This is a genomic window from Flavobacterium sp. ABG, assembly GCF_001027725.1.
In the GTDB taxonomy this organism is placed as follows: domain Bacteria; phylum Bacteroidota; class Bacteroidia; order Flavobacteriales; family Flavobacteriaceae; genus Flavobacterium; species Flavobacterium cupriresistens.
Map to the genome: position 1 here is coordinate 14,357 of NZ_LEKS01000022.1, position 24,135 is coordinate 38,491.

The following is a 24,135-nucleotide window of genomic DNA, read 5'->3' on the forward strand; positions in this document are numbered from 1 at the left end:
CAGATTATTTTGCCGCGAATTACACGAATTGACACTAATTTTTTATTAATTAAAATTTTAATTCGTGTAAATTCGTGTAATTCGTGTCAAACTTTTTTTGCCCATAGCTGTAAAAGATTACTTTTTCTCTCTAGAATCGCTAAATTTCTATTTCAAATTAATCTGTAAGAAAGGATCTGTATCCTTGTAAATTGTTTTTAAGGATAGTCTTTTTACAGCTGAGCTTTTATTTTGTTTAGCGTTCACTACCCCATTCAAGGCCCTATTGATTAAAATTTCTCTGGGATCTCCTAAGGGAAAAATCTCCATTTCCTGCAGTTCGTTTAGCGCAACAACAGGGTTTATTCCTTTGGCATAATTGCCTTCGTCGTTGGCATTAAACAACTTATAAATCACGGGATATAAAACCCATCCCTTGTTACCTGAAGAAGGTCTTTCATCTTCTATAGCAAAACCCGCTACATCTTTACCTACGGTCTTTTCGCCTATCGAAATTACGGGCATAAACGGCTTTAAATTATTGATAATTATTTCAGAAGCCGATGCGGTATGCGTTCCACATAACACATACAGCTCCTGAATTAATAATGGGTGTGCAGTTCTTAATGCTTCAAAACCGATTTGAGTTTCGTTCATTTCCAATGCTTCTTTAAAGGACTTATTTACAAAACCACCGTTTTTATTTCCTTTAAATTTTATAAACAAATCATCCGGTTTAATGTTTGGAGCCAAAAGAATACTTAATGCTGTTGCCGATGAGACGTCTCCACCTCCATTATATCTCAAATCGACGATCACTTTGGTGACTGATTCCTTTTTAAACTCGCTAAAGACGGACAACAACGTCGCTGCAAGTCCGCTATCAAAATGAGCAATTGCGATGTACCCAGTTTTTTGACTATTATTTGAAATAATTTTATGAATTATAGACTGAGAAAAAGTAAACCCCCGAATTATCTCCATTTCTTTTGCAGTTGAAAAGCCGGACTGAGACGCATATTCTGTAAGTTTCAAATTTATACGTTCAGAATTGAGTATATCGGCATACAAACGTTCCAAATTTTGATTGTTTACTGCAACCCCGTTTATTGCTTTTATCAATTGACCTCTTTTAAGACCTGATCGTTCTGCAGGCGAATCGGAAAGTACATATAAAACAACACCATAAACTTGCGCTTCATATTCAATAAAAGAGATGTCAAATCCGTAGGAGATTCTAATGCTTTTGGGGGCTGTTTCCGGCAGCGCCACATTTGTTGCATAAGAAAATCGATCCTCCGTATTTAATAGTCTCCCAAAATATTCTTTTGGATTTAGCGACTTATCTGTGTTTTTAGGCAGACTTTCGTTCCATAAATAATACTTTTTCATTTGTTCGTACATCCAGTCATTTACATATTGATTGGTACCTTCTTCATATGTAACCGGAACGGGATCACTTTGACAGGAAATCATCAAAGAAAAAACAAGGACGAAAAAACGTAAAGTAAAATGATATTTTTTCATGGATTGGAAGACATTCAAAATTTAAAAAGAAAAATAATCAGTCAAATTAATACTCCCTTCTACACCTGAAAAAGCACCATTTGCATCCGCTTTTTCTTCCAGTACGATTAACTTTGATTTATTCTTTTGCATCACCATTAAAAAAGATACTTTTCTCCCTGGTACATAAGATTCGTCTGTTCCGTGTTTGACTAGCTCAACATTGACGATTGGGGGTAAACTGAACGGAAACTCTAAAAAGGTACTGAAACGGTCTTTCTTTATGTTTTCTATACGGCCTATTTGTTGTCCGTTGGTTTTTCTTAAGATCGCATCCAAAGTACCGTTGTAACCACTTTTAGAATATTGATTTACGGAAGGAAAAATAAATTTATAGCCTGTGTTTCCTGCTGCGCTAAGGGTTCCGGGTTTATTAGCGAGTACATTTTCTATCCAAACATTTTCTTTGGTGTAAAAAGAAACTGTATCTACCGGTTTTGCGGTAGTAAAAGTATATGAATGTAGAATTTGCTTTGTTTTTTTAAGACTAATCACGACAGTTTTACTGCTCTGACCGTAAAATACAAATTCGTAATTATTTTCTGTTTTTTTCAAAAAGGCGTTGCGTTTATCAACCACCAGCAATTTACCATTTAAGGAAACCTGAATGGAATCCTGTGCTCCATTATAACCGCGTATCACTACTTTTCCTGCTTTTTGTTCCTCGTATAAGGGTGTTAATTCGTCGTTGCTGCAAGCGGCAATCAAAAGGCTTGTAATAAAAAAGAGAACTATTGCTTTTACTATATTCGTCATGAGTTGTAAACTATTAAAAATGATATTCTTGTTGGTGTTGGTATAGATCAATTCTCTTTTTACAATACCAATCTATTTTTTGATAAATTTTATTTTTTCGACTGCATCTCCGTATTCAATAACAAGAAAATAAACGCCTCCCGACAAGTTACCGACAGTAATTCCTGTTTTATTATATTTCGATTCTTTAACCAATACACCTGCTGTATTGTATATTTTTACTGCGATTTCTTCTTCATTTAGGGTGCTGTCCAACTCTAATTGCAAATCATTCTCAACAGGATTTTGTTTTAATGCAATTTCTTTTTTTCCTTGTAAGTCTTTCAATCCTAATGATGTTGCTGTAATTGAAACTTTATCAATTTCATAACCTACTACAAAATTAGGCGCATTTAAAAACGCAAAATACACTTGAGTTTTTCCTGCAAATTGAGAAATGTCCAGTGTATAATCTTTAAATTCTGCATCTAAAGTGGATACTCTTGTTAATTCCAAAACCCCAATCTGAGTAAACGATTTAAGATCAGTATCTGTTGTAGAAACATAAACATATAAATTATCAGGTCCGTCATAAATCGCTTTTTGAGCATTCAAAATTAGTTGCATGTTTCCTGCATAATAGGATAAATCTACCGCCGGCATAATGGCCCAGTTTTTCTGCTCCACTCCAAGAGGCGCTCCCGAAGCCATATCAATATTATAAGTTCCCAGTACTTTGTAAGTCCCGTCTGTTACGACACCATTTCCATCAATCTGAATATTGGTTCGCGTAATCCAATTTATGGCATCACCATCAGCATCCAAAAAAGTCCAATCTGATGCCTCAGCATCGTCAAAATCATCCTCCCAAATTGCAAACTGTGCAGATGCAATTCCGGATATAAGCATAAAAACCAATACGAGTAATTTTTTCTTCATTTTTATCTATTTAAAACAAAGGCTGCCTAAAAAGTGAGGAATCAAACCATATCCTACTCTTTATAAAAAAAACAATAAAAAACTCTTCAGACAGCCCCGTTAAATTGTATTATTAATTTACAGTACTATTAAAAGTTAGTAAACTTAGTCCAAGTATTTGTCCAGTTTGCTTCCGTTTTAAATGCACCAGTTGCACCAGCGAAGTTTAATGTACCATCATTAAAGAATGGTTGTGTTAAACCCCATGCTGTAGCTGGGCTTACAGTAGAAGTAGTACTACCAAAACCTAAAGCTGTACCAACAGGCAATACCGGATTTGTGAAACCGTGAACTGATAAAAGACTCCATGTAGAATTTGCAGGTAAAGAAGGGCTTTCCCATCTGATTCCTGTAAGGTATCCTGTAACAGTAACATTCGAAAGGCTGATTTGTCCTAATCTACGTACGTGAATTGCATTCTCATAAAGAGCAGCATTTGTAGATGAACTTGCACCAATGATAGACAATTGAGAGATAACCGGTCTTGTAATGATTGCAGTACTTGTACCTGTAGCATTATTGTCTAATTCTATACCATTTGAATCCGGGTTTCCACCGCTTAAACTGTGTGTAGAATCTTTATCTGCAATAGCGATCGCTTTAGTGATTGATCCTGTATAACCAAAATCAAAATCAAAGTTGTCATCATCCGGAGCAAAAGAAACTAAATGGCTTGCATTTACAGTTCCACCGAAAAATTCGAATGAATCATCTCTTCCGTAAGATACCTGAACGTGATCGATAACAGTACCGCTACCTACACCACCAAGAGTTAAACCATTGATCTCAACACCAGTTGTAGCATCTAAAATACGACCAGCGAACTCGATACGAACATAGTTTAAAGCTCCGGCATTGTGAGCGTTGTTTGTTCCTCCGTAGTAAAAATCAGAAGGGTTTGGTTGATCTCCTAAACCTTCGATAACGTTAGTAGTAACCCCTGTATTTACTTGTGCATCTCCTAAAAGAACAAGACCACCAAAGTCACCAGGAGTCGCTTTAGTAGCAGCGTTTCCGTCTAACAAATTGAAACTTGTAAAAATAACAGGAGAAGCAGCAGTACCCTGAGCATCAATCTGACCTGTTTTTGTGATAACCAATACCCCTGTAGCAACTCCTGAACCTAATACTTTAGCTTTAATAAAAGTTCCCGGTTGTATCGTTAATTTCGCTCCAATAACACGAACTACTCCGCTAACTTCCCAAACTCTGTCGTTTGTCCAAGTAGTGTTAGTTGTAATGTTACCACTTACTGTTTGTACTGTAGCTGGGTAACCTGAATAATCTGCACTTGCAGATTTCATTGCAAATGAAGAATCAGCACTTGTTGCTTCATCATTTTGACAAGAATTGAAGAAAAGAATGGCAATCGCGAACAAAAAAACTTTTTTCATGATAACTGAATTTTGATTAACTTTGCTGCTAATATTTTACACTTGAGGTCTTTGGGAGGAGCAGCAAATTTTCTTCCCTTTGACCTTTCCTTTTTTTGGTAATGTATTTTATAGGTTTCCGTCTTACCTCCGGAGACTATCCCTGAGTATTCTTCTTTCACTTTTAGGGTTCCGGTGAAAGGCTCGTTTTTCTTCAAAATCTGAAACAAACCATACTATAAGTTGTAGAGAACGTAAAAATCTATTGTACCATTCTGACGCGCTTTTTTCGGTCTGGATTTTTTTTGCAGATTGTGTACGTCTGTTAAGATGTAGTGTTTGACTTGTAGCAGTTTTTCAAAGAAATTAATATCAAAACAGATTTACTTTATAGCTAAAAATAGATCGTCTCATTTATATACATTAGATTTCAAAAGGGGAAAAAATCACGCTAAAATCTTTCCTTAACGTTTTCTTAATTTTAATGGTCTTTTATCCGTGAAATCAACAATCTAATGTTACTAAAAAGAATAATTCATAGAGAAATTAAAGCTTCTCCCGCTCCAGGCTTTAAACATTTTTCGGTCTATGTACGGATCGTATTTATCGGTTGCTCCTGCCCCAAGTGCCTTTTGATCTCTTGGATTTGAACCATAATCGTAATCCACATCTTTTGAGTAACTATTGGCATTATTATACGTCTCGATAGCGGTATCAAAAAGATTCTTGATTCCTAGTTTTATTTCTAAATTTCGTTCTTTAAAAAACTTATAACTTACCTGAGCATCGGTAACGGCATACGGCATACGGATCTCTTCGGCCTGATAATCAAAACCAACCAGAATATACTGATCCCCAATAGCATTGTGTCTGATACTGAACCCTGAACGTTCTCCTACATAATCCAATCCTAAATTGTAATTGTATGGAGCCTGTCCGTATAAAGGACGATTGGCTTCATAAAGTCCGCCTGTACCGTCAATGTTTACATATCCGGTTACTTTTGTATCATTAAAAGCAGCATTTCCGCATAGGAAGATTTTTTTCAAAAGATCCCCTTCACCCAAAAAAGAGAGGTTTTTATAAATTTCAAATTCTACTCCAAATAGTTTGGCACTGTCTGAGTTCATATTAAAGATGGTACGCGAACCTCCGTCATTACCAATCTGGGTCACTCCTTCAATTGGATTTTTGATGTTTTTATGATACACTCCAAAAGACAGAATTTCACCCTGAGAAGGAAACCATTCCGCTTTAAAATCAAAATTATCAACCAGAGTAGAAACAATTCCACCTGTATAATTCAGCACTTTTGCATCGCGTATTGGGTCGTAATAAGGCATATTGATTCGCTCTGCAAACTGTGGTCGCAAGACCGATTTGGTGTACCCCAGTCTGATATTCATTTTGTTGGTAGGGCTAATGGTCAGGTTGGCAGAAGGAAGGTATTGCCACACATCCTCATCTTTTTGCGTTGTTTCAAAACCAGCCGAATTGTCTGACTGACTCGCGATTTGGGTGTAGACATAACTTTCGGCACGCAATCCCCAAACCAATCTTATGTACTGCGAAAATTTATTATCGAGCATTAAAAAAGGAGAATGAATTTTGACATCTCCCTCATATTCATTACCGTAAGTCGTAATCCTGTTCCAGCCATAACCACCCCAGCGATAATAAGAACCGTCCAGCAATTGCGAAAGAGGGAAATCAACAATAGCTGTTTCTGTTCCTTGCCCGACAACATTCAGAGCTGATGATTCCTGTTGGTTGGTTGCTATTTTGTAAGTCCCGAAATATCCTGCTTTTACGTTGTTTTTGACCGATTCTCCTAAATCAAAAGCATAGTTAAAATTGATTCCTACATTATAATCTTTCTCGTTGTTTGTGAAATTGGATCTTTTGAAAGCATCCGGATCTGCATTATAAATTTGTTGATACAATTGAACATCACTTCCCACTTTTCTTCTGTAACTGGTTAAAAAAGTAGCATCCTTAGTATCTTTAGAAGTACTGGCAAAAGCCCCAAACCAATTGATCTCGAAATTCTCAAAACGATGATTTCCTTCTATTTTATTTTGAATAAAAGTCTGGTAAACCGGATAATCAGTTTCTTTGGTAAAAGGCAAATAAGTTCCTTTTACAATTCCTTCGACGTTTCCTGCGTAGAAATTCCAACCTGTAATTTGAGTCAGTTGGTTGTCGTACATGTGCATGTAGGTATTGCGAATGGCAATTTTATGCTTTCCGAGCTGAATACCCGCATTCAACATTCCCCCTAAAGTCGAATTGAAATTATAGGAAGCACCCGAGTTTTTAAATCCGTATCTTTTAAAAGTCGAATAACCTTCTTCCTGTTCCGGTGTAAACTCCGAGTTGGTCATATAGGTACCTCTTTCGGTGTGGTCAATTTGCAACTGATCTTGTGTGTTTTTGAAAATAACAGAACCCACAAAACCAAGTTTATTATTGTCTTTTAACTCATATACTTGCCCCAAAGCAAACTGTAACGAAGTTCCGGGAGCGGCATAGGTTTTATAAGTAGTAAAATTATCCTCCGTAAATTTTTTCGATTGCTCTAAAAAAGGCCCTGATGTCGCCTCCGTGGTAGGCAAAGCAATATTTACTAAACCGGAAGGATAATCTCTGGTGCCATCATCAAACCCGATATAATCATTTGAACCTTCTTGTTTGCTCAGACGGTCTTTAAACGTACTACGGCTGTTATAAGAACTTCCGATGGTAAAAGACATGAAATTTTTCTTCGGAATATCTTTTGTTTTTACTTCTACATACCCTCCGGCAAAATTGGCATTCATATCCGGAGTTGCATTTTTACTAACCACAACACTTTCTACCATTGCCGTGGGAATAATATCAAAATTAAACTGTTGTACATTCGGATCTGTACTTGGCAAATTAACACCATCCATTACCGCTTGATTCCAACGTTCTCCCATCGAACGTACGACCACATATTTATCATCAATTGTAGTTACTCCTGTAATACGTTTTAGGGTACTTCCGACATCCTTATCCGGTGTTCTGGCAATTTGTTCGGCAGAAATTCCATCAGAAAACTGAGCGGCTTTCTTTTGCTGAAGCAGCATTCCTTCCGTAGAAGCAGTTGCTTTTTGATAGGTTTGAGTGATTACAACTTCATCCAATGATTCCGCATCGTCTTTTAAAACTACATTTAAGACTACTTCTGCTGCATCTCCCACTTTTATATCTGTAATTTTCTGGCTTTGAAAGGAAACATAACTCACTTCCAAGGTATAAGAACCCTCTTCCAGTGCAAAAGAATAATTTCCGTCAAAATCAGAAACAATTGCATTTGCGGTTTCTATGACTTTCACTGAGGCTCCCGGTAAAGCCAAACCATTTTTGTCGACAATTTTTCCGGAAATACCTCCTACTTTTTTTGTCGATGCGATCCTTTTATTGACAGCAATATTGGTATTGTTTCTTCTAAAATTTAGATTGGTAAGCAGCTCTAATTCTTTTAATACTTCATCAATCGTTACATTCTCTTTTTTAAGATTGATCAATGGTTTACTAAAATCTATATCTTTTTGATAAATAAAGCGATAAGGAGTTCGGGATTCTAAATTTTCAAAAATTTCTTTTGGTGAAGTATTTTTAAAATCTACCGACACGGTTCCAGATTGTGCATAGGTGGCGGTTGTACTGAGGAATAGGCTAAAAAACAGCATTTGTATGGCAATCGGAAATTGCCTGAAAAAATAGCTCATAAGTAAATAATTTGTTTTAATGGTATATTAGGTTATAGGAAATCGTATGTTTTCTTAGCGGATAAAGGCTTATTTGCTTACTAAAAATTTATTCTCCCCGATGGGTTTGATTTTAACTTCAAGAGCAAATGCAATCGTTTGTAGTATTTCAGAAATCCCTTGTCTGGTATCAAGTGTTCCTTTTATTTGAAGTTGTTTCAGGTCTTCGCTGGCGTATTCCAATTTAAAGACATGATCGGATTTAAGTTTCTCGATAACAGCAACGAGCGTTAGGCCATCAACATCAAGCAGCGCTTTTTTCCATTGTGGTTCCAACTCAGTAGTTTTGTGTTTTTTAACTCTGTTTTCTTTTGGAAAAAATAGTGCCGCATATCCTCGTTCTAAAAAAACAGCATTTTGAGTACTTTCTACTTTTACCTTTCCGGTTCTCACATTTACCTCTGCTATTTTTCCGTACGCTTTTACATTAAATGAAGTTCCTAAAACCGTTGTTTTTATATCACCGGAACTGATAATAAAAGGCCTCGTAGTATCTCTTGCTACTTCAAAAAAAGCTTCTCCTTTTAATTTTACAATTCGTTCATTAGCCGCAAAATGTTCCGGATATTCAATCTGAGTATTTTCATTTACCCAAACACGGGTACCGTCAGACAGACGCAATAGTCTTATGTCCTGAGGAAATGTCTGTGTGATAATTTCGGGTTTCTTCGAAAAAGCAAATGCCAAAAAAGTGTGGTAAGCGGCAATCGATAGAAAAAGCACCGCGCAAGCTGCGATTACTCTTTGGTAATTACGTCTGCGTCTGTTGCTTGTTGCGCGGAGAATGTTAGTCCACATTCTGAGTTTTGCCTCTTCCGAAAATAATCCTTTTTGTGGCAACTCATCCCATTCTTCACGTAGTCTGTACGATTTCATTTTATCTTAGTAAAAATTAATATTTTAGGAAAAACTCCAGAATTTCTCCTGTCTAACTACATTAGATATTTTTACTCCAAAAAATCACGGGGGGTCGCTACACTTAACGATTTGTTAATGCCTTAAAAAGCAAAAAACAATGAAACCAATTAAAAAACAACTCATTATAAAAAAACGGTTCAAAACAACTTACATTTAATTTACACTTGTCACGCAATTTTATAACACAGCGCGTTGGATGCAACTAATTTTAACACATAGAGATAGGGTCAAAAAAGCGTAAAAAGATGATGCACTAAAAAACAAATCACATAAGACTATGTGAAAAAATTATGTTTTCCTTAAATCACCACAAATTATAAATTCCGCATCTATGTTTCTATGTGTTAAAAGAAAAAATCAACAGAATCACAATCAATAAGTTGCCTTAAATATTTCCGAAATACGGTCCGAAAAATCAAAGTTTAATTATGGTTAATGAACATTAAAAGAAACCAATAAAGTTCATGGCTCTTTATAGAATTCTTCTTAAGATACTGTAAGGTTTTGGAGATCTGGTTGGCCACGGCGCTTTGGGACATTCCCATTTCGGCAGCAATTTCCTTGTAACTCATTTCGTCAAACTTATGCAGGGTAAAAATTTTTCTTCTTTTCTCTGGAATCTGCTGCAATAGTATTTCTATTTTTTCCAGATTTAAAGAGACCGTCTCCTCTGCTTCATCGGTTTCATCCAGATCTTTTACCAACTGTTCATACTCCATCGAAAAAATTTCATTCTGTTTTTTATACCACTTTGAAATTTCCTGTTTGCAACTTTTAAACAAAATCGAGTCTAACGGAATGGAAGGGTCTATTTTAGTGCGGTATTTCCAGATATGAATAAAGACATTCTGTGTTATATCCTCTACATCGGCAGGCTGAGCAGCATACTTTTTAACAAAACAATACACTTTGAAGTGATATAGCTCATAGATTTCTTTAAAACAAGAATCGTCTCCGTCGCGCAATCTGGTAATCAAAATAGTATTCATAATGCAATTTTAAAGGTGTAAGGTATCCTTACAAAATTACCTTAAACTAACTTTCCTTATTTTGATAACCCATTCATTTAATGATTTATTAATATGCCCTTCCGAAGCAATCCTTCTTTTTCAAAACAAAAAAAGCGGTAGGATTAAAAATAGCTGTTTTCGAGCACAAATAAATTTCATCCAACTTTTCCTTGAATTTTGTTTAAATCTCCTGTTTACTCAGCAAAGCTTTAAAGGCTCGAGTTTATTTTATAATATTCCAACCTTTTTGTCTAATTTAGCGGAACATTAGCAATACAGCGTATTTTCTTGTCGTATTGTAAACAACAACACACTAACAATTTAGTTAATTTAAAAAATTATGAACACATTTGATTTTGGCATTGTTGGGCTCGGCGTAATGGGCCGTAACCTACTTTTAAACATTGCCAGCCAAAAATTCGCCGCAGCGGGCTTAGATTTAGATGCCGAAAAAGTAAATTCACTTCAGCAAGAAGCCGATGCGGAGCATACCCTCGAAGCAACAACAGACGTTAAGCATTTTGTGGAACTTATCAAACGTCCAAGAGCCATTATGCTTTTGGTACCAGCCGGTAAGCCTGTCGATAGCGCCATCCAAAGCCTTTTACCTCACCTTGATGAAGGAGACATTCTGATTGATGGCGGTAATACTTACTTTACCGATACAGACCGAAGATTCCTTGAATTATCTGCAAAAGGAATTCATTTCTTTGGTATGGGAATTTCGGGAGGAGAAAAAGGAGCGAGATTTGGTCCTAGTATGATGCCCGGAGGAGATAAAAAAGCGTACGAAAGACTTCGTCCGATTTTTGAAGCTATTGCAGCAAAAGTCGATGGAGAACCTTGCGTGGAATATCTGGGGAACGGATCAGCGGGTAATTATGTAAAAATGGTTCATAATGGAATCGAATACGGAATTATGCAGCTTATTTCAGAAATTTATGATCTGATGAAGCGTGGTTATAATCTCGATGAAGATACAATTCAAAAAACGTTTGAAGAATGGAACGAGAGCGATCTTAAATCATTCTTAATCGAAATAACAGCACATATTCTTAAAAAAACAGAACCGGATGGTTCAAGGTTAATCAATCAAATATCGGATTGGGCAAAGTCTAAAGGAACCGGAAAATGGACGTCACAAAATGCGATGGATCTGCAAGTACCTGTTCCAACTATTGATGCTGCAGTGTTTATGCGTGATATGTCTAAAAGCAAACCCGAGAGAATTGAGGCTGCAACAAAATTAATCTGGGAAAATGCAAAAACAACGGTGAACACAACGGAAGCGATTGCGTCGTTAAAATCAGCTTTGTATTTTTCTACCCTGATTACTTATGCACAAGGACTGGCCATGCTAAAAACGGCTTCAAAAGAATACAACTACGACTTAAACTTAGAGACCGTAACAAAAATATGGCGTGGTGGTTGTATCATTCGTGCAGAAGTGCTGGAAGATTTCAGAAAAGCATTCGCACAAAATACCGATTTACCCAACATACTTTTAGATTCGAATATTGCAGCAAAACTGAATGAAAGTCAGAAAGGTATCAGAACCATTATTCAATTTGCCGTTCAAAATGGTTTACCAACTGCCGGTCTAATGAATTCTTTGGCTTATTTTGATTCTTACAGGTCCGAAAATCTTCCAACCAACCTAATACAGGCTCAGCGCGATTATTTTGGAGCGCATACTTATGAACGTATTGATGCTCCGGGCATCTTTCATACCCAATGGAATGATTAAGAACCTTTAAGCAAAACAAAAATGAGTACTGTTAAAAATATAAACCCAACAATCATTGTTATTTTTGGAGCCTCAGGTGATTTAGCTAAAAGAAAGCTTTTCCCTGCCTTTCAAAATCTATATCTCGATGGTCGTATGGATGAAAAATTTCAGATTATAGCACTGGGAAGAGCCGAAAAAACCAATGAGGAGTTTCGCAGTTATGTTTTGGAAAATTTAGAGAAATTTTCGAGAAAATCAGGGCTTTCCCTTGAAGATACTCAGAAATTCATTTCGCATATTACCTATCTCAGACACGACATTGACAAAGAAGAATCCTATCAGGATTTAGATTCCAAGTTAAATGCCATCGATGAGTCTTTTGGTCTGCGTGCCAATCGTCTTTTTTACCTGTCTATAGCCCCTTCTTTCATTACCACTATCTCGAGTAATATCAAGAAAATTGGTCTTGCTGCGAATGCCAAACAAGATCGTATTATTATCGAAAAACCATTCGGATACGATAAGACTTCGGCGATTGAACTTAACGAGATGCTTTCTGAAACTTTCAAGGAAGAACAGATTTACCGTATTGATCATTATTTAGGGAAAGAAACCGTTCAAAATATCCTTGCTTTCCGTTTTGGAAATTCTATGTTTGAACCCTTATGGAGCCGCAATTTTATTGATTTTGTTCAAATTACTGTGGCAGAAGAAGTAGGAGTTGAAGATCGTGGCGGATTCTATGAAGGAGTCGGAGCCTTAAAGGACATGATCCAAAATCACCTGCTTCAAATTTTGTGTATGACTGCCATGGAAGCTCCCGCTTCTTTAGATGCAGATGATATCAGAAGTCGCAAAGCAGATGTGTTGCGCTCTATTCGTCGTATAAAACCCAATGAAGTCGATCATTATACCGTAAGAGGTCAATACGATGCAGGATTTATACAAGGAAATCCCGTTCCCGAATACCGTAAGGACAAAGGAGTCGCACCGGATTCTAATACAGAAACCTATGTGGCGATGAAAATTTATCTCGATAACTGGAGATGGCAAGGCGTTCCTTTTTACCTGCGCACCGGAAAAAGAATGCAGGAAAAACAGTCCTCGATCGTGATTCAGTTCAAACCGGTACCGCATTCCTCCTTTTCTTATGGCAATGAAGGAATGACGCCTAACCGACTGATCATAAACATTCAGCCGTCTATGGATATCAAGCTGCAGTTTATGACTAAAAAACCGGGGCTTTCGCTTTCTTTGCGACCTGCAGAAATGGTTTTTGACTATTTTCAATGTTCTACAATGTCACCGGAAGCCTATGAAACCCTGCTTGCAGATGCTTTAGCAGGAGATCCTACCCTGTTTATGCGTTGGGATCAGGTAGAACAGGCTTGGGATGCAATCGACACCATTCAGGAATTCTGGAAGAACAATGCCCCTGCCAATTTCCCTAATTACAAAGCCGGAAGCTGGGGACCTGAAGCCGCAGACGAATTACTTGCACGTCAAGGACATGCCTGGGTTTCTAACACAACAACTACCGTAAAAGAAGAAATTTAAAATGATACAGATTTTTAACACCATAGAAGAGATTAATACTAAAGCAGCAACTCTTTTCGTAGTGTCAGCACAAAAAGCCATACAGGAAAAAGGAAAATTTACCGCCGTACTTACCGGTGGTTCTTCACCTGCTGGCCTTTATAAACTCTTGGCTTCTCCCGATTACAAATCAAAAATTGACTGGAGCAAAGTGTATATTTTTTGGGGTGATGAGCGTTGGGTACCACTTGATGATGACCGCAGTAATGCAAAAATGTCTTTTGATACGCTTTTGAGCCACGTTCCAATTCCGCAAGAAAATATATTTCCAATGTACAAAGAGGGTGTTTCACCAGAAGCGTATGCGGTTACTTATGAGCAATCCGTAAAAGATATTACTGGTCCGGACGGAAAATTAGATCTTATTTTACTGGGACTTGGTGACGACGGGCACACCGCCTCTCTTTTCCCTGGAGAAGCTGTTTTGCATGAACAAACAAAATGGGTAGATGCTTACCGTTTAGAATCTCAAAACATGCACCGCATTACATTGACCGCTCCTCTGATTAACAAAGCAGAGCAGATTATCGTAGTGGCATTTGGAGAAAAGAAAGCTCCGGCATTAAAAGAAGTGTTACATGGCGATTATAACCCTACTACTTATCCGATGCAACTAATAAAACCTGTTACAGGAGAATTATTGTTTTTGGTAGACAAAAGTGCTGCAGGGACAACTAATTAAATACTAGACAAATCATAACCGATTTGGCTAAAAAAATATCACTTAAACAGTTACGAGATTTTCTTGTAACTGTTTTTTTGTTTTTAAAGCATCCTAAATTAAATGCCTTTTTCACTACTGAAAAAAATATATTGATCCAAACTTTTCCGGTTGTTCTAATGTAAACCTCTAATAGCATAAGTATTGAATTTATTATATCAATTATAATTTTTAATCATACAGCTATACAACCAACTATTTCTGTTACACTGCTCTTTAATATTTTTGAAAAAAAATGAAGGTATTGCCATTTTGCCCTCATTCCTTTATCAACCTGCTTTATTGCACTTTTTGCATGATCCGAATTATTTCAGTAAAAAAATCATGAATTGATTTCCATAATTTCAATGTTTATCAGTCCTTACCGATTGGATTATGATTATCGTATTTATAAACTGTATTTAAATTTGGCAAGTTGATACAAATTGGGGTTTTTCACACCTTCTTAATCAAAAATTAAACCTATGAAACAGTACTACAAATTAATCTTTTTATTACTATTTCCTTTACTGGCAGTAGCTCAACCAGCTCATGGTAAAAAAGTAATAGGCTACTATGCACAATGGTCTATTTATGCACGGGATTTTAATATTCCAAAAATAGACGGTAGCAAATTAACCCATCTAAACTATTCCTTTTATGGGACAACCTACGATCCCGCCCATCCCGAAAACACCAAATTAAGATGTTTAGACTCCTATGCTGATTTTGAACATATGGAAGGCGGAATACCATGGGACGCTCCGGTAAAAGGGAACTTTTATGACTTAATGAAGTTAAAACAAAAGTATCCACACTTAAAGGTTTTAATTTCGATTGGAGGCTGGACTAAAGGTCAGGATTTATCCCCTATTGCCGCAAACCCTATAGCAAGAAATGCTTTAGTAGCAGATATGGCACAGTTTATTTCCACTTATCCCTTTATTGACGGGTTTGACATTGATTGGGAATATCCTGTAAAAGGAGGAACAGACGGAACGGAAATGCTTAATGATGCTCCGGTTCCTGCACAAAATCACAATCCGGATGATAACAAAAATTTTGTCTACCTATTAAAAGAAATGCGTCGTGTAATGCCTAATAAATTAATCTCGATCGCTGCCGGGAATAATGTGAAAAATGTTTCTCAGCAATATCTGGGTCCTAACAATAGAGCTCAATATGGAATGACAGAAGACCTTTCGACTTACTGCGATTATATCACTTATTTTGGATATGATTTTGGTGGAAACTGGTATGATAAAACGTGCTATAATGCTCCTTTATATGCCAGCGAAAACACAAACGATCCTTTATACGGATCAACACAATCTGAATCATTAGACGAGTTAACGAATCAATTTCTAAACGTTGTGGGTATTCCATCCAATAAATTAATCATGGGATTGCCTTACTATGGAAAGTTGTTTAACAATGTTGCCAATAATGGAACAGATCCAAATCATCCGGGTTTATTTGTTTCAGCTCCGCAAGATATTGTTTCAGGATGCACCAATCATCAACCTCCATTAGGGACTTGGGATTCAGGTAAAACCTGTGAAAATTCGGGAAGTATTGAAATCTGCGATTTAGTGGGAAATCCAACTACAAATCCGCATCCTTATTTAGATCCAACTACCATGCTGGTAACATCCACCGCCGCTGCTGCCGGTTGGGTAAGGTACTTTGACAACACTACTAAAGTTCCTTATCTATACAACGACCGTACACACCAGTTTATCAGTTATGAAGACAAACAATCTATAGACTTTAAAGTACAATATCTTAAATCAAAAAACTTGGCCGGAGGCATGATTTGGGAACTTTCTCAGGATACCAGAGGCGCAATTCCAAATGCATTACTAAACCAGATAGATACTTCGTTTGAGGCTATCTTACCCGGAACAGTAAGTATTAGTGGTGCTGTAAAAAACGGATCTGCTTTGATTGCCAACGCCACAGTTGAATTAAGAGATTCAAATAATGTAATTCTGCAGAATACAGTTAGTACTACTGGTAATTTTACTTTCCATAATTTAGCCTCCGGAAAAAATTACAGCCTTATCGCTGTTCATCCGGCGTATACATTTATAGCAACTAATTTTACAAATGTAACGACGGATCAAACCGCAGTAGTACTTCAAGGAACAGCACGCCCTACTTACACCGTTAGCGGAACTGTTAAAAATGGAACTACTGCAGTTTCAGGAGTGGTAGTTTCTGCAACTTCCGGAACTATGACTCTGAACGCTACATCAGATGCTACGGGCAATTACACCGTTGCCAATTTGGTCGCAGGATTAGATTACGCTGTAACAGCCGCTAAAGCAGGAATAACTTATACTCCTGCTAATACCGTTTATACTGCAATTGACTCCAACAAAACATTAGACTTTACCCAAGATGCCATTATAAACAAAATTAGTGGTACAGTTAAAAAGGGTTCAACTCCGGTTTCGGGAGCAAAACTAGAATTAACCTTACCCTGGACAGACTCCAGTCATGCCTATAAAACTATAATTGTAACTACAGATGCACAAGGGGCGTACAGTTTTACTAATGATGATTTAGCAGGTTATTCAAAAGTACAAACCTTAAAACTGAACACTTGGGATAATAAGGGAGTTGACTATTTCCCGACTGATTTGGCAAACTTTGAGATTCCAACGGTATCAAAAGTTTATAATTTCAATTCAAGCGCTGTCACACCACAAATTGCGATTACAAGTCCAACAGCGGCAACAGTAGCAATTATACCGGGAACGGTTGTTCAACTCAAAGCCAATGCTGATTTGACTTTTGCAGATCCGTCCGTGACTATTTCTTCTGTAGTATTTAACATCAATGGACAAACGATTACAGCAACACTTTCAACAGGAACCGAATATGTAGCCAATTGGACACCAACTTTAGCCGATTTTAATAAAAATTACACCTTAAAAGCAACGGTAACAGCGTCAAATACAATCACTTCAGATGACAGTAAAACGTTTTATTTACAATGTTCCGGTATCAATTGTCCAAATATAGTACCCGAAATAACCTGGATTGATCCGGCATCGACTACTATCAATCAGGCTTCGGGATTCAAGACTGTACCGGTAAGCGTAAATGTTACGGATAAAGATGGTACAGTTGCAAGTGCTTCTATTAGTATTGATGGGGTTTCTTATACGATGACAAAGGGCGCGGGAAGTACTTACAATTACACTTTCACTCCAACTGCCTTCAAAACATATGCAATAGTTGTAAAAGCCAAGGATAACTCCGGAGGCGAAAACACCTTAAACCAATCGATTAATATCGTTAATTCTGCATTTAATCTTCTCCCGGCGAAGGTAATTGTTGGTTATGCCCACGGATGGGAAAACTCAAGTGCACCGTTTTTATACTTCAATCAAATGGGGGATAAAAAATTTAATGTAGTCATTTATTCCTTCATTGAAACTAAAAACAGAGACGGCTATACACCAGTCCTTGTGGTAAACGAGCCAAGATATTTTACAAATGGTGTATTTGATCCTCAGTTATTAAAAAACGACATCAAATTCTTAAGAGACAAAGGAATTCCTGTTCTTGTTTCTATAGGAGGGCAAAATGGTCATGTAGTGTTAGAAACAGTCACTCAAAAAGACATTTTTGTAAGCGGCATAAAAACGATTGTTGATCAATATCATTTTGACGGTCTTGATATCGATTTTGAAGGATCATCAATGAATTTCGAAGCAGGAGCGCTTAAAGATTTCTCTTATTCGTCGATTTCCACTTATCCAAAATTAAAAAATGTCGTAGATGCTTTTAAAGAATTAAAAACAAATTATGGCAACGGATTCATTCTGACAGCTGCTCCCGAAGCCTACTACGTTCAGGCAGGTTATAATACCTATGGAAACGGAGTTGGTTCTTTCTTACCAGTAATTCATAATCTACGCAACGAGCTGGATCTTTTGATGGTGCAATTATACAATACAGGATCAATAGTAGCGCTGGACAACCTTGCCTATGAACAAGGAAAACCCGATTTCTTAGTATCTATGTCAGAAATGTTAATGAAAGGATTTAATGTAAGCACTACAGGATTTTATTTCCCTCCATTACCCGCATCCAAAGTGGTTATAGCCCTTCCGGCTTGTACCGGAGCAGCTCAGGCCGCAAGTTACATAACACCGCAAAAAGGAATTGAAGCTTTTAATTATTTAAGAAGCGGAATCAATTATATAGGACGGAATTACACACTTAAAGGTGGTCCTTATCCTGATATGAGAGGAGTAATGACCTGGTCGATTAACTGGGATGCAGGCTGCGGAACCGGATATGAATTTTCAAATGCGTATGCTGCTTATTTTGCAGCACAATTATCTCTTGACAAAATTGAAGCAAAAAACAATACAGTGGTTTATTTCAAAAACAATGCTCTACTAGTTAAAAGCGAGACGGAAGATATTGCTCAGGTCGACGTGTTTAATACATTGGGACAATCTTTAGCCAGTTACAAAAACAGGATGAACAATAACGAAATACTGCTTCAGAATTATAGTTTTTCAACGAAACAATTGTTTATCGTTGTAGTAACAAACAAAGCAGGTAACAAAAAATCTTTCAAAGTAGTAAACTTTTTAAACTAAGAACTTTGCAGCAAAATGTTAAAGCAATAAAAAACTAAGTCCTTTTAGTTTTATTTTTTTTTTGCAAAATACTCTGGAATTATGAGCGTTCTTTAGTTTGTATTAATCCGAAGTAGAGTATTTTGAACCTGGCAATTTTATTGTCAGGTTTTTTTGTACCTACTTATTAAATTTGACTTCTTTGGAGAAAATGCAAAACCCATTTACTCCATTGTATCCTTTTGCAAAATCATACGGTTATAGCTAACTTTACAAAGAAATCTACCCGATGTGATGCTAACAAACAAAAACAAACATATTCCGCTTCTCGGTTTAGAAGAGTTTAGAAAAGACCGACTCCATTCTAAAGAGCCGCTTTTGTTTAATGAACTGCATGGCGAAAGACATATTCACAAACCACATCAACACGATTTTTTTATCATCATTCTTTTTGATCAGGCAAAAGGCAATCATACTATTGATTTTAAAGAGTATAAAATTAGCAACCGACAAATTCATCTTTTATTCCCCGGACAGGTTCATACCTGGAATATCGAACCGGAAACAACAGGCTATCAATTGATGATTGATCGTCATTTTTTTGAACGTTTTTCTGCCAGTTTCAGATTTTCATTCGTCGAGTATCACAATCATCCTGTTATTGAGTTGGAACCGGATTCCTTTAAACTGCTTCATTATGAATTTGATGCGATTAAAAATGAATTGACAGCTGAAGATTCCCTTTCAGAATTAATCAGTTCCCGTACGGCCGTCATTGCTTCTATTATAAGTAAATCTGCTGCTAAAATTTTTACCGATCTGAACAACTATGAGGCTGAGCCACGCATCGTAAAATTTCAACAGTTGATTGATGTCTCTTTTAAAGAACAAAAACTAGTCTCCTTTTATGCGGCAAAACTTCACATTTCGGCCAATTATCTCAATATCCTTTGCAAGAAATATCTAAAGATTTCAGCAACACAACTCATACAGCAAAGAACAGTACTGGAAGCCAAACGTCTTCTCAAAACCACCACCGTGTCTGTTAAAGAAATTGCCTTTGAACTGGGATTTATTGACCATGCTTATTTTTCCAATTTCTTTAAAACCCAAACCGGAACAACACCTACTGATTTTCGGGATTTGTTATAAATTTTACAAGCCTTGGAATAAATCCTTCACATTCGGATTCTTTATGGCGGTTATATTTGTAGAAACTATAACTACTATGAAAACTTCCGGAATATCCCGCAAAGACTTTTTAAGAAACTCCGCATTAAGTGTTGCCGGACTGGCCATTGGCTCAGGATTTCTAAACTCGGCAGCAGCCAATTCCCTGAAAACCGATTCCAATATAAAAATAGCAGCAGGTAAATCGTACACCCTAAAAAATGTTAGATTAGAAACAGGCTTTGAATATAAAGAAGAAGAAATTGTACACACCAAAACGGCGCTCTTCTGTGTAGAAATTAGTGATGGCAAAATCAAGGCTATTTCACCTAATAAACCCAACTCAGAAGCCATCGATGCCAAAGGTTTTTTAATGCTTCCGGCTTTTCGTGATATGCACATTCACTTGGATAAAACTTTATACGGCGATTCCTGGGAAGCAGTAAAAAAGAGAAATGGTGGTGTAAAAGGCATGATAACATTAGAGCAGCAAATTATGCCTGATTTGCTAAAAAACTCAACCTATAAAGCTGAAAAACTAATCGAACTGTTACAATCACACGGAACCTCGTTTGCCCGCAGCCATGTGAACATTGAACCCACTTCTAAGTTACAATCCTTAACAAACCTACAGATCGCTTTAGAAAATAAAAAGAATGGTTTTGGAGCAGAATTGGTAGCTTTTCCGCAACACGGCGTTTTTTATACCGATACGGTTCCCTATCTAAAAGAAGCTGCAAAAATGGACATTGATTTTATTGGAGGAGTCGATCCTTACACGATTGACGGCGCGATCGAAAAAACAATGGATTTTACCATACAACTGGCTCTCGACCACAACAAAGGAATTGATATCCATTTGCATGAATCTGGCGAATCGGGATTAAAAACCGTTGAATATCTAATAGACAAAGTCAACGAAAATACCAGTCTGAAAGGAAAAACTTTTGTAAGTCATTGTTTCATTCTTGCAAAACTGGACAAACCCAAACAGGAAGAAATGGCACAAAAACTGGCCGCAGCTCAAATAGGCATTGTTTCTACTGTTCCTTTCGGTAATCTTGTGATGCCTATTCCAACTTTACTGAAACATGGCGTAAAAGTAATGACCGGAAACGACAGTATTATCGATCATTGGAATACTTTTGGAACCGGAAGTGTTTTACAAAAAGCCAATCTTGCAGCACAATTGTACGGACAAGTTACAGAATTCGGCTTATCCAGAATGCTAAAACTCGCTACCGCAGGTCCGTTACCATTAGATGACAAAGGAATTCAACAATGGCCAAAAGCCGGTGATACTGCAGATGTAGTATTGATCGAGGCCAGCTGCTCTGCTGAAGCTGTATCCAGAATGTCTCCAGTGCGCTCTCTTATTCATAATGGAAATATTGTCTATTAAATATGCCTTTTTTGAATAGCCCTTTAATTATGGCTTTAGCCCAACCTCATTAAGTTCAAAGATTATCAAAAAAGTCTCACGCAGATTTTAGCAGAATGAAATAAAAAAAATCCGCCAAATCTGCCAAATCTGCGTGAAAAAATCTCTTAATTTAATGACATTAGGTTTTAGCCAAAACTTTACCTTAAGATTTTTGACTAAAGCCTATTACTCTGGCTACAAACGACCGTTGGTTAAAACCAACGGCAATTCAAATTCTTAGTGATTCTTTACAGCACGAACCAACACATACACACCTGATTATAAAACAACAATACCTCTATAACGTGCAAAGTCAAGGGAATTTAAAGAAATTACAAGTCTACTTAAATAAAAATAACCCGTAGTACATTTGGGCAATTTTATTGTTTAAAAAAACATCAAATACCTATTTTTTTAATTACCGTTGGTTTTAACCAACGGATTTAAAAAGCCCTTGATTATGGCTTTAGCCCAACCTTATTAAGTTCAAAGATTGTCAAAAAAAGTCTCACCCAGATTTAAACACAATGAAATAAAAAAAATCCGCCAAATCTGCCAAATCTGCGTGAAAAAATCTCTTAACTTAATAAAATTGGATTCTAGCCAAAACTTACCTTAAGATTTTTGGCTAAAGCCTATTACTCTGGCAACAAACGCCCGTTGGTTAAAACCAACGGCAATTCAAATTCTTAGTGATTCTTTACAGCACGAACTAACACATACATGCCTGATTATAAAACAACAACACCTATATAACGTGCAAAGTCAAGGGAATTTAAAGAAATTATAAGTCTATTGAAATAAAAATAACACGTAGTACATTTGGGCAATTTTATTCTTTAAAAAAACACCAAATACCTATTTTTTTAATTGCCGTTGGTTTTAACCAACGGATTTAAAAAGCCCTCGATGATGGCTTTAGCCCAACCTTATTAAGTTCAAAGATTGTCAAAAAAGTCTCGCCCAGATTTAAACACAATGAAATAAAAAAAATCCGCAGAATCCGCAGAATCCGCGTGCAAAAAATCTACCCTTAAATTTTCCAGCTAAAACATACTACTTTAAAAAAAACAACTTATTTCACAGGCAGATTTTTCTCAAATGCAGAACCAAACGAAATAAAAGAATCCGTTCCTCCTACTCCTTCGATTTGATGAATCTGCTCGTATAAAATTTTGCGAAGCTCTTCATTATTCGCAGCAACAATTTTTATAAACAAAGCATATTTTCCCGAAACCCAGTGGCATTCTACTACTTCAGGGATTTTCTCCAATTGTTCAGAAATCGAATAAGCAAAACGCGCTTCTTTGGTTGCAATTCCTGTGTAGGTTATCGTTTCAAAACCAATTCCCTTAGCATCTAACTTAACAGAAAACCCTTTAATTATTCCAGATTCCTGCATTTTTCGAACGCGCAAATGCACTAATGAATTAGAAATATTTAAATCTTTTGCTATTTCAGAAAAAGGGATTCTACCATTTTCATCCAGCTTTCGTAAAATTTCCTGATCTAAATAGTCAGTGTTTTCGTTGTGTTTTATGATTGACATAGCTACAAATGATTTACTTGATTCTATTATTTTGACAACTTTAAGATTAAAACTGTTTTTATAAGTGTCAAATCTACAAAAAAAAACAGCTAATCCATTTATTTATAAATAATCGTACAGTAATAATAATAACATAACAGTTATATATATAGATTTGTGTAATAATAACATTTAAAATTTTTTACAGATGGACAAGACGCAATTACTGTCAAAATTATGGGAACAATACGCTGAAATTACCCCATCAGCAAAAAAAATTCATGACTTATTAGAACAAAAAGGAGAAGAGATAAAAAACGATCATATTGCGATCCGCACATTCAATGATAATAGAATAAATATTACCGTATTAGAAAGGCTTTTTGTAAACCTTGGTTACGAAGCTAAAGGAGAATACCATTTTGAGTCTAAAAAATTGTTCGCTAAACATTACGAACATGCTACGGATCAAAATGCACCAAGAATTTTCATTTCTGAATTGGAATTGGAAAAATGTTCTCCTGAATTACAGGCAACGATAAAAAGCATTTTGGACAGTTGCGATCAAAAGTTATTTGACCATCCGGAATTAGTATTGAGCGGAACCGTTTGGAATGCTAACTCTCACGCCACTTACCAATCCTTATTGGCCGAATCTGAATATGCGGCATGGATGTATGTTTACGGATTCCGCGCGAACCATTTTACAATAAATACTAACGCCTTGAAAGGCTTTGCTACTTTACAAGATCTAAATGCTTTCTTAGAAGATAACGGATGGAAATTAAATGCCTCAGGAGGAAAAATTAAAGGTACACCCGAGCAATTATTAGAACAATCCAGCACCTTGGCAGATTTACACGTCGTTAATTTTGAGGAAGGCGCTTTAGAAATCCCTTCTTGTTATTACGAATTCGCGCTTCGTTATCCAATGGCCAACGGTGAACTGTACCAAGGATTTATTGCTTCTTCTGCCGACAAGATATTTGAAAGTACAGACGTACAATTACAACACAATAAATAGTAATACGC

15 protein-coding genes are annotated in these 24,135 nt (G+C 36.6%); 7 read left to right on the top strand and 8 right to left on the bottom strand.

What is annotated here, in order from left to right; translation table 11 throughout:
- Positions 1–147 precede the first annotated feature (147 nt).
- From AB674_RS18815 to AB674_RS18850, 7 genes are all read right to left on the bottom strand, one after another.
- Positions 148–1,506, bottom strand: coding sequence for a S41 family peptidase (locus AB674_RS18815; protein WP_053004333.1), 1,359 nt, complete (start codon positions 1,504–1,506; stop codon positions 148–150).
- A gap of 21 nt (positions 1,507–1,527) precedes the next feature.
- Complete coding sequence (locus AB674_RS18820) at positions 1,528–2,301, bottom strand: hypothetical protein (RefSeq protein WP_047778828.1); 774 nt, start codon at positions 2,299–2,301, stop codon at positions 1,528–1,530.
- Positions 2,302–2,373: 72 nt separating this feature from the next.
- The gene (locus AB674_RS18825; RefSeq protein ID WP_047778829.1) at positions 2,374–3,219 is read right to left on the bottom strand and encodes a T9SS-dependent choice-of-anchor J family protein; all 846 of its coding nucleotides are present in this window, start codon (positions 3,217–3,219) and stop codon (positions 2,374–2,376) included.
- Positions 3,220–3,347: 128 nt separating this feature from the next.
- Entirely contained in the window at positions 3,348–4,652 is a 1,305-nt protein-coding gene (locus tag AB674_RS18830) for a hypothetical protein (protein WP_047778830.1), read from the bottom strand.
- A gap of 500 nt (positions 4,653–5,152) precedes the next feature.
- Entirely contained in the window at positions 5,153–8,386 is a 3,234-nt protein-coding gene (locus tag AB674_RS18840; RefSeq protein WP_047778832.1) for a TonB-dependent receptor domain-containing protein, read from the bottom strand.
- 69 nt (positions 8,387–8,455) lie between these two features.
- Positions 8,456–9,301: a FecR family protein gene (locus AB674_RS18845; RefSeq protein ID WP_047778833.1), complete on the bottom strand. Its 846-nt coding sequence runs from the start codon at positions 9,299–9,301 to the stop codon at positions 8,456–8,458.
- Between the two features lie 464 nt (positions 9,302–9,765).
- A complete protein-coding gene (locus AB674_RS18850) occupies positions 9,766–10,332 on the bottom strand; it encodes an RNA polymerase sigma factor (RefSeq protein WP_047778834.1) in 567 nt (188 codons plus the stop codon).
- Positions 10,333–10,693: 361 nt separating this feature from the next.
- On the opposite strand from AB674_RS18850, the gene gndA reads away from it, so the two are divergent.
- The 6 genes from gndA (at position 10,694) to AB674_RS18885 (ending at position 21,554) form a co-directional block, all read left to right on the top strand.
- Positions 10,694–12,100 (top strand): NADP-dependent phosphogluconate dehydrogenase, encoded by a 1,407-nt coding sequence (gndA, locus tag AB674_RS18855; protein ID WP_047778835.1) that lies wholly within the window; start codon positions 10,694–10,696, stop codon positions 12,098–12,100.
- Positions 12,101–12,121: 21 nt separating this feature from the next.
- Entirely contained in the window at positions 12,122–13,639 is a 1,518-nt protein-coding gene (gene zwf / locus AB674_RS18860; RefSeq protein WP_047778836.1) for a glucose-6-phosphate dehydrogenase, read from the top strand.
- A gap of 1 nt (position 13,640) precedes the next feature.
- Positions 13,641–14,360: a 6-phosphogluconolactonase gene (gene pgl, locus AB674_RS18865; RefSeq protein WP_047778837.1), complete on the top strand. Its 720-nt coding sequence runs from the start codon at positions 13,641–13,643 to the stop codon at positions 14,358–14,360.
- A gap of 503 nt (positions 14,361–14,863) precedes the next feature.
- A complete protein-coding gene (locus tag AB674_RS18875; protein ID WP_047778839.1) occupies positions 14,864–19,003 on the top strand; it encodes a glycosyl hydrolase family 18 protein in 4,140 nt (1,379 codons plus the stop codon).
- A gap of 273 nt (positions 19,004–19,276) precedes the next feature.
- Positions 19,277–20,134, top strand: coding sequence for an AraC family transcriptional regulator (locus AB674_RS18880; protein ID WP_047778840.1), 858 nt, complete (start codon positions 19,277–19,279; stop codon positions 20,132–20,134).
- Positions 20,135–20,177: 43 nt separating this feature from the next.
- Entirely contained in the window at positions 20,178–21,554 is a 1,377-nt protein-coding gene (locus tag AB674_RS18885; RefSeq protein WP_410471213.1) for an amidohydrolase, read from the top strand.
- A gap of 1,096 nt (positions 21,555–22,650) precedes the next feature.
- On the opposite strand, the gene AB674_RS18890 is transcribed toward AB674_RS18885, so the two are convergent.
- Entirely contained in the window at positions 22,651–23,124 is a 474-nt protein-coding gene (locus AB674_RS18890; protein ID WP_047778841.1) for an Lrp/AsnC family transcriptional regulator, read from the bottom strand.
- Positions 23,125–23,311: 187 nt separating this feature from the next.
- On the opposite strand from AB674_RS18890, the gene AB674_RS18895 reads away from it, so the two are divergent.
- A complete protein-coding gene (locus tag AB674_RS18895; protein WP_047778842.1) occupies positions 23,312–24,127 on the top strand; it encodes a DUF1338 domain-containing protein in 816 nt (271 codons plus the stop codon).
- Positions 24,128–24,135: the final 8 nt, after the last annotated feature.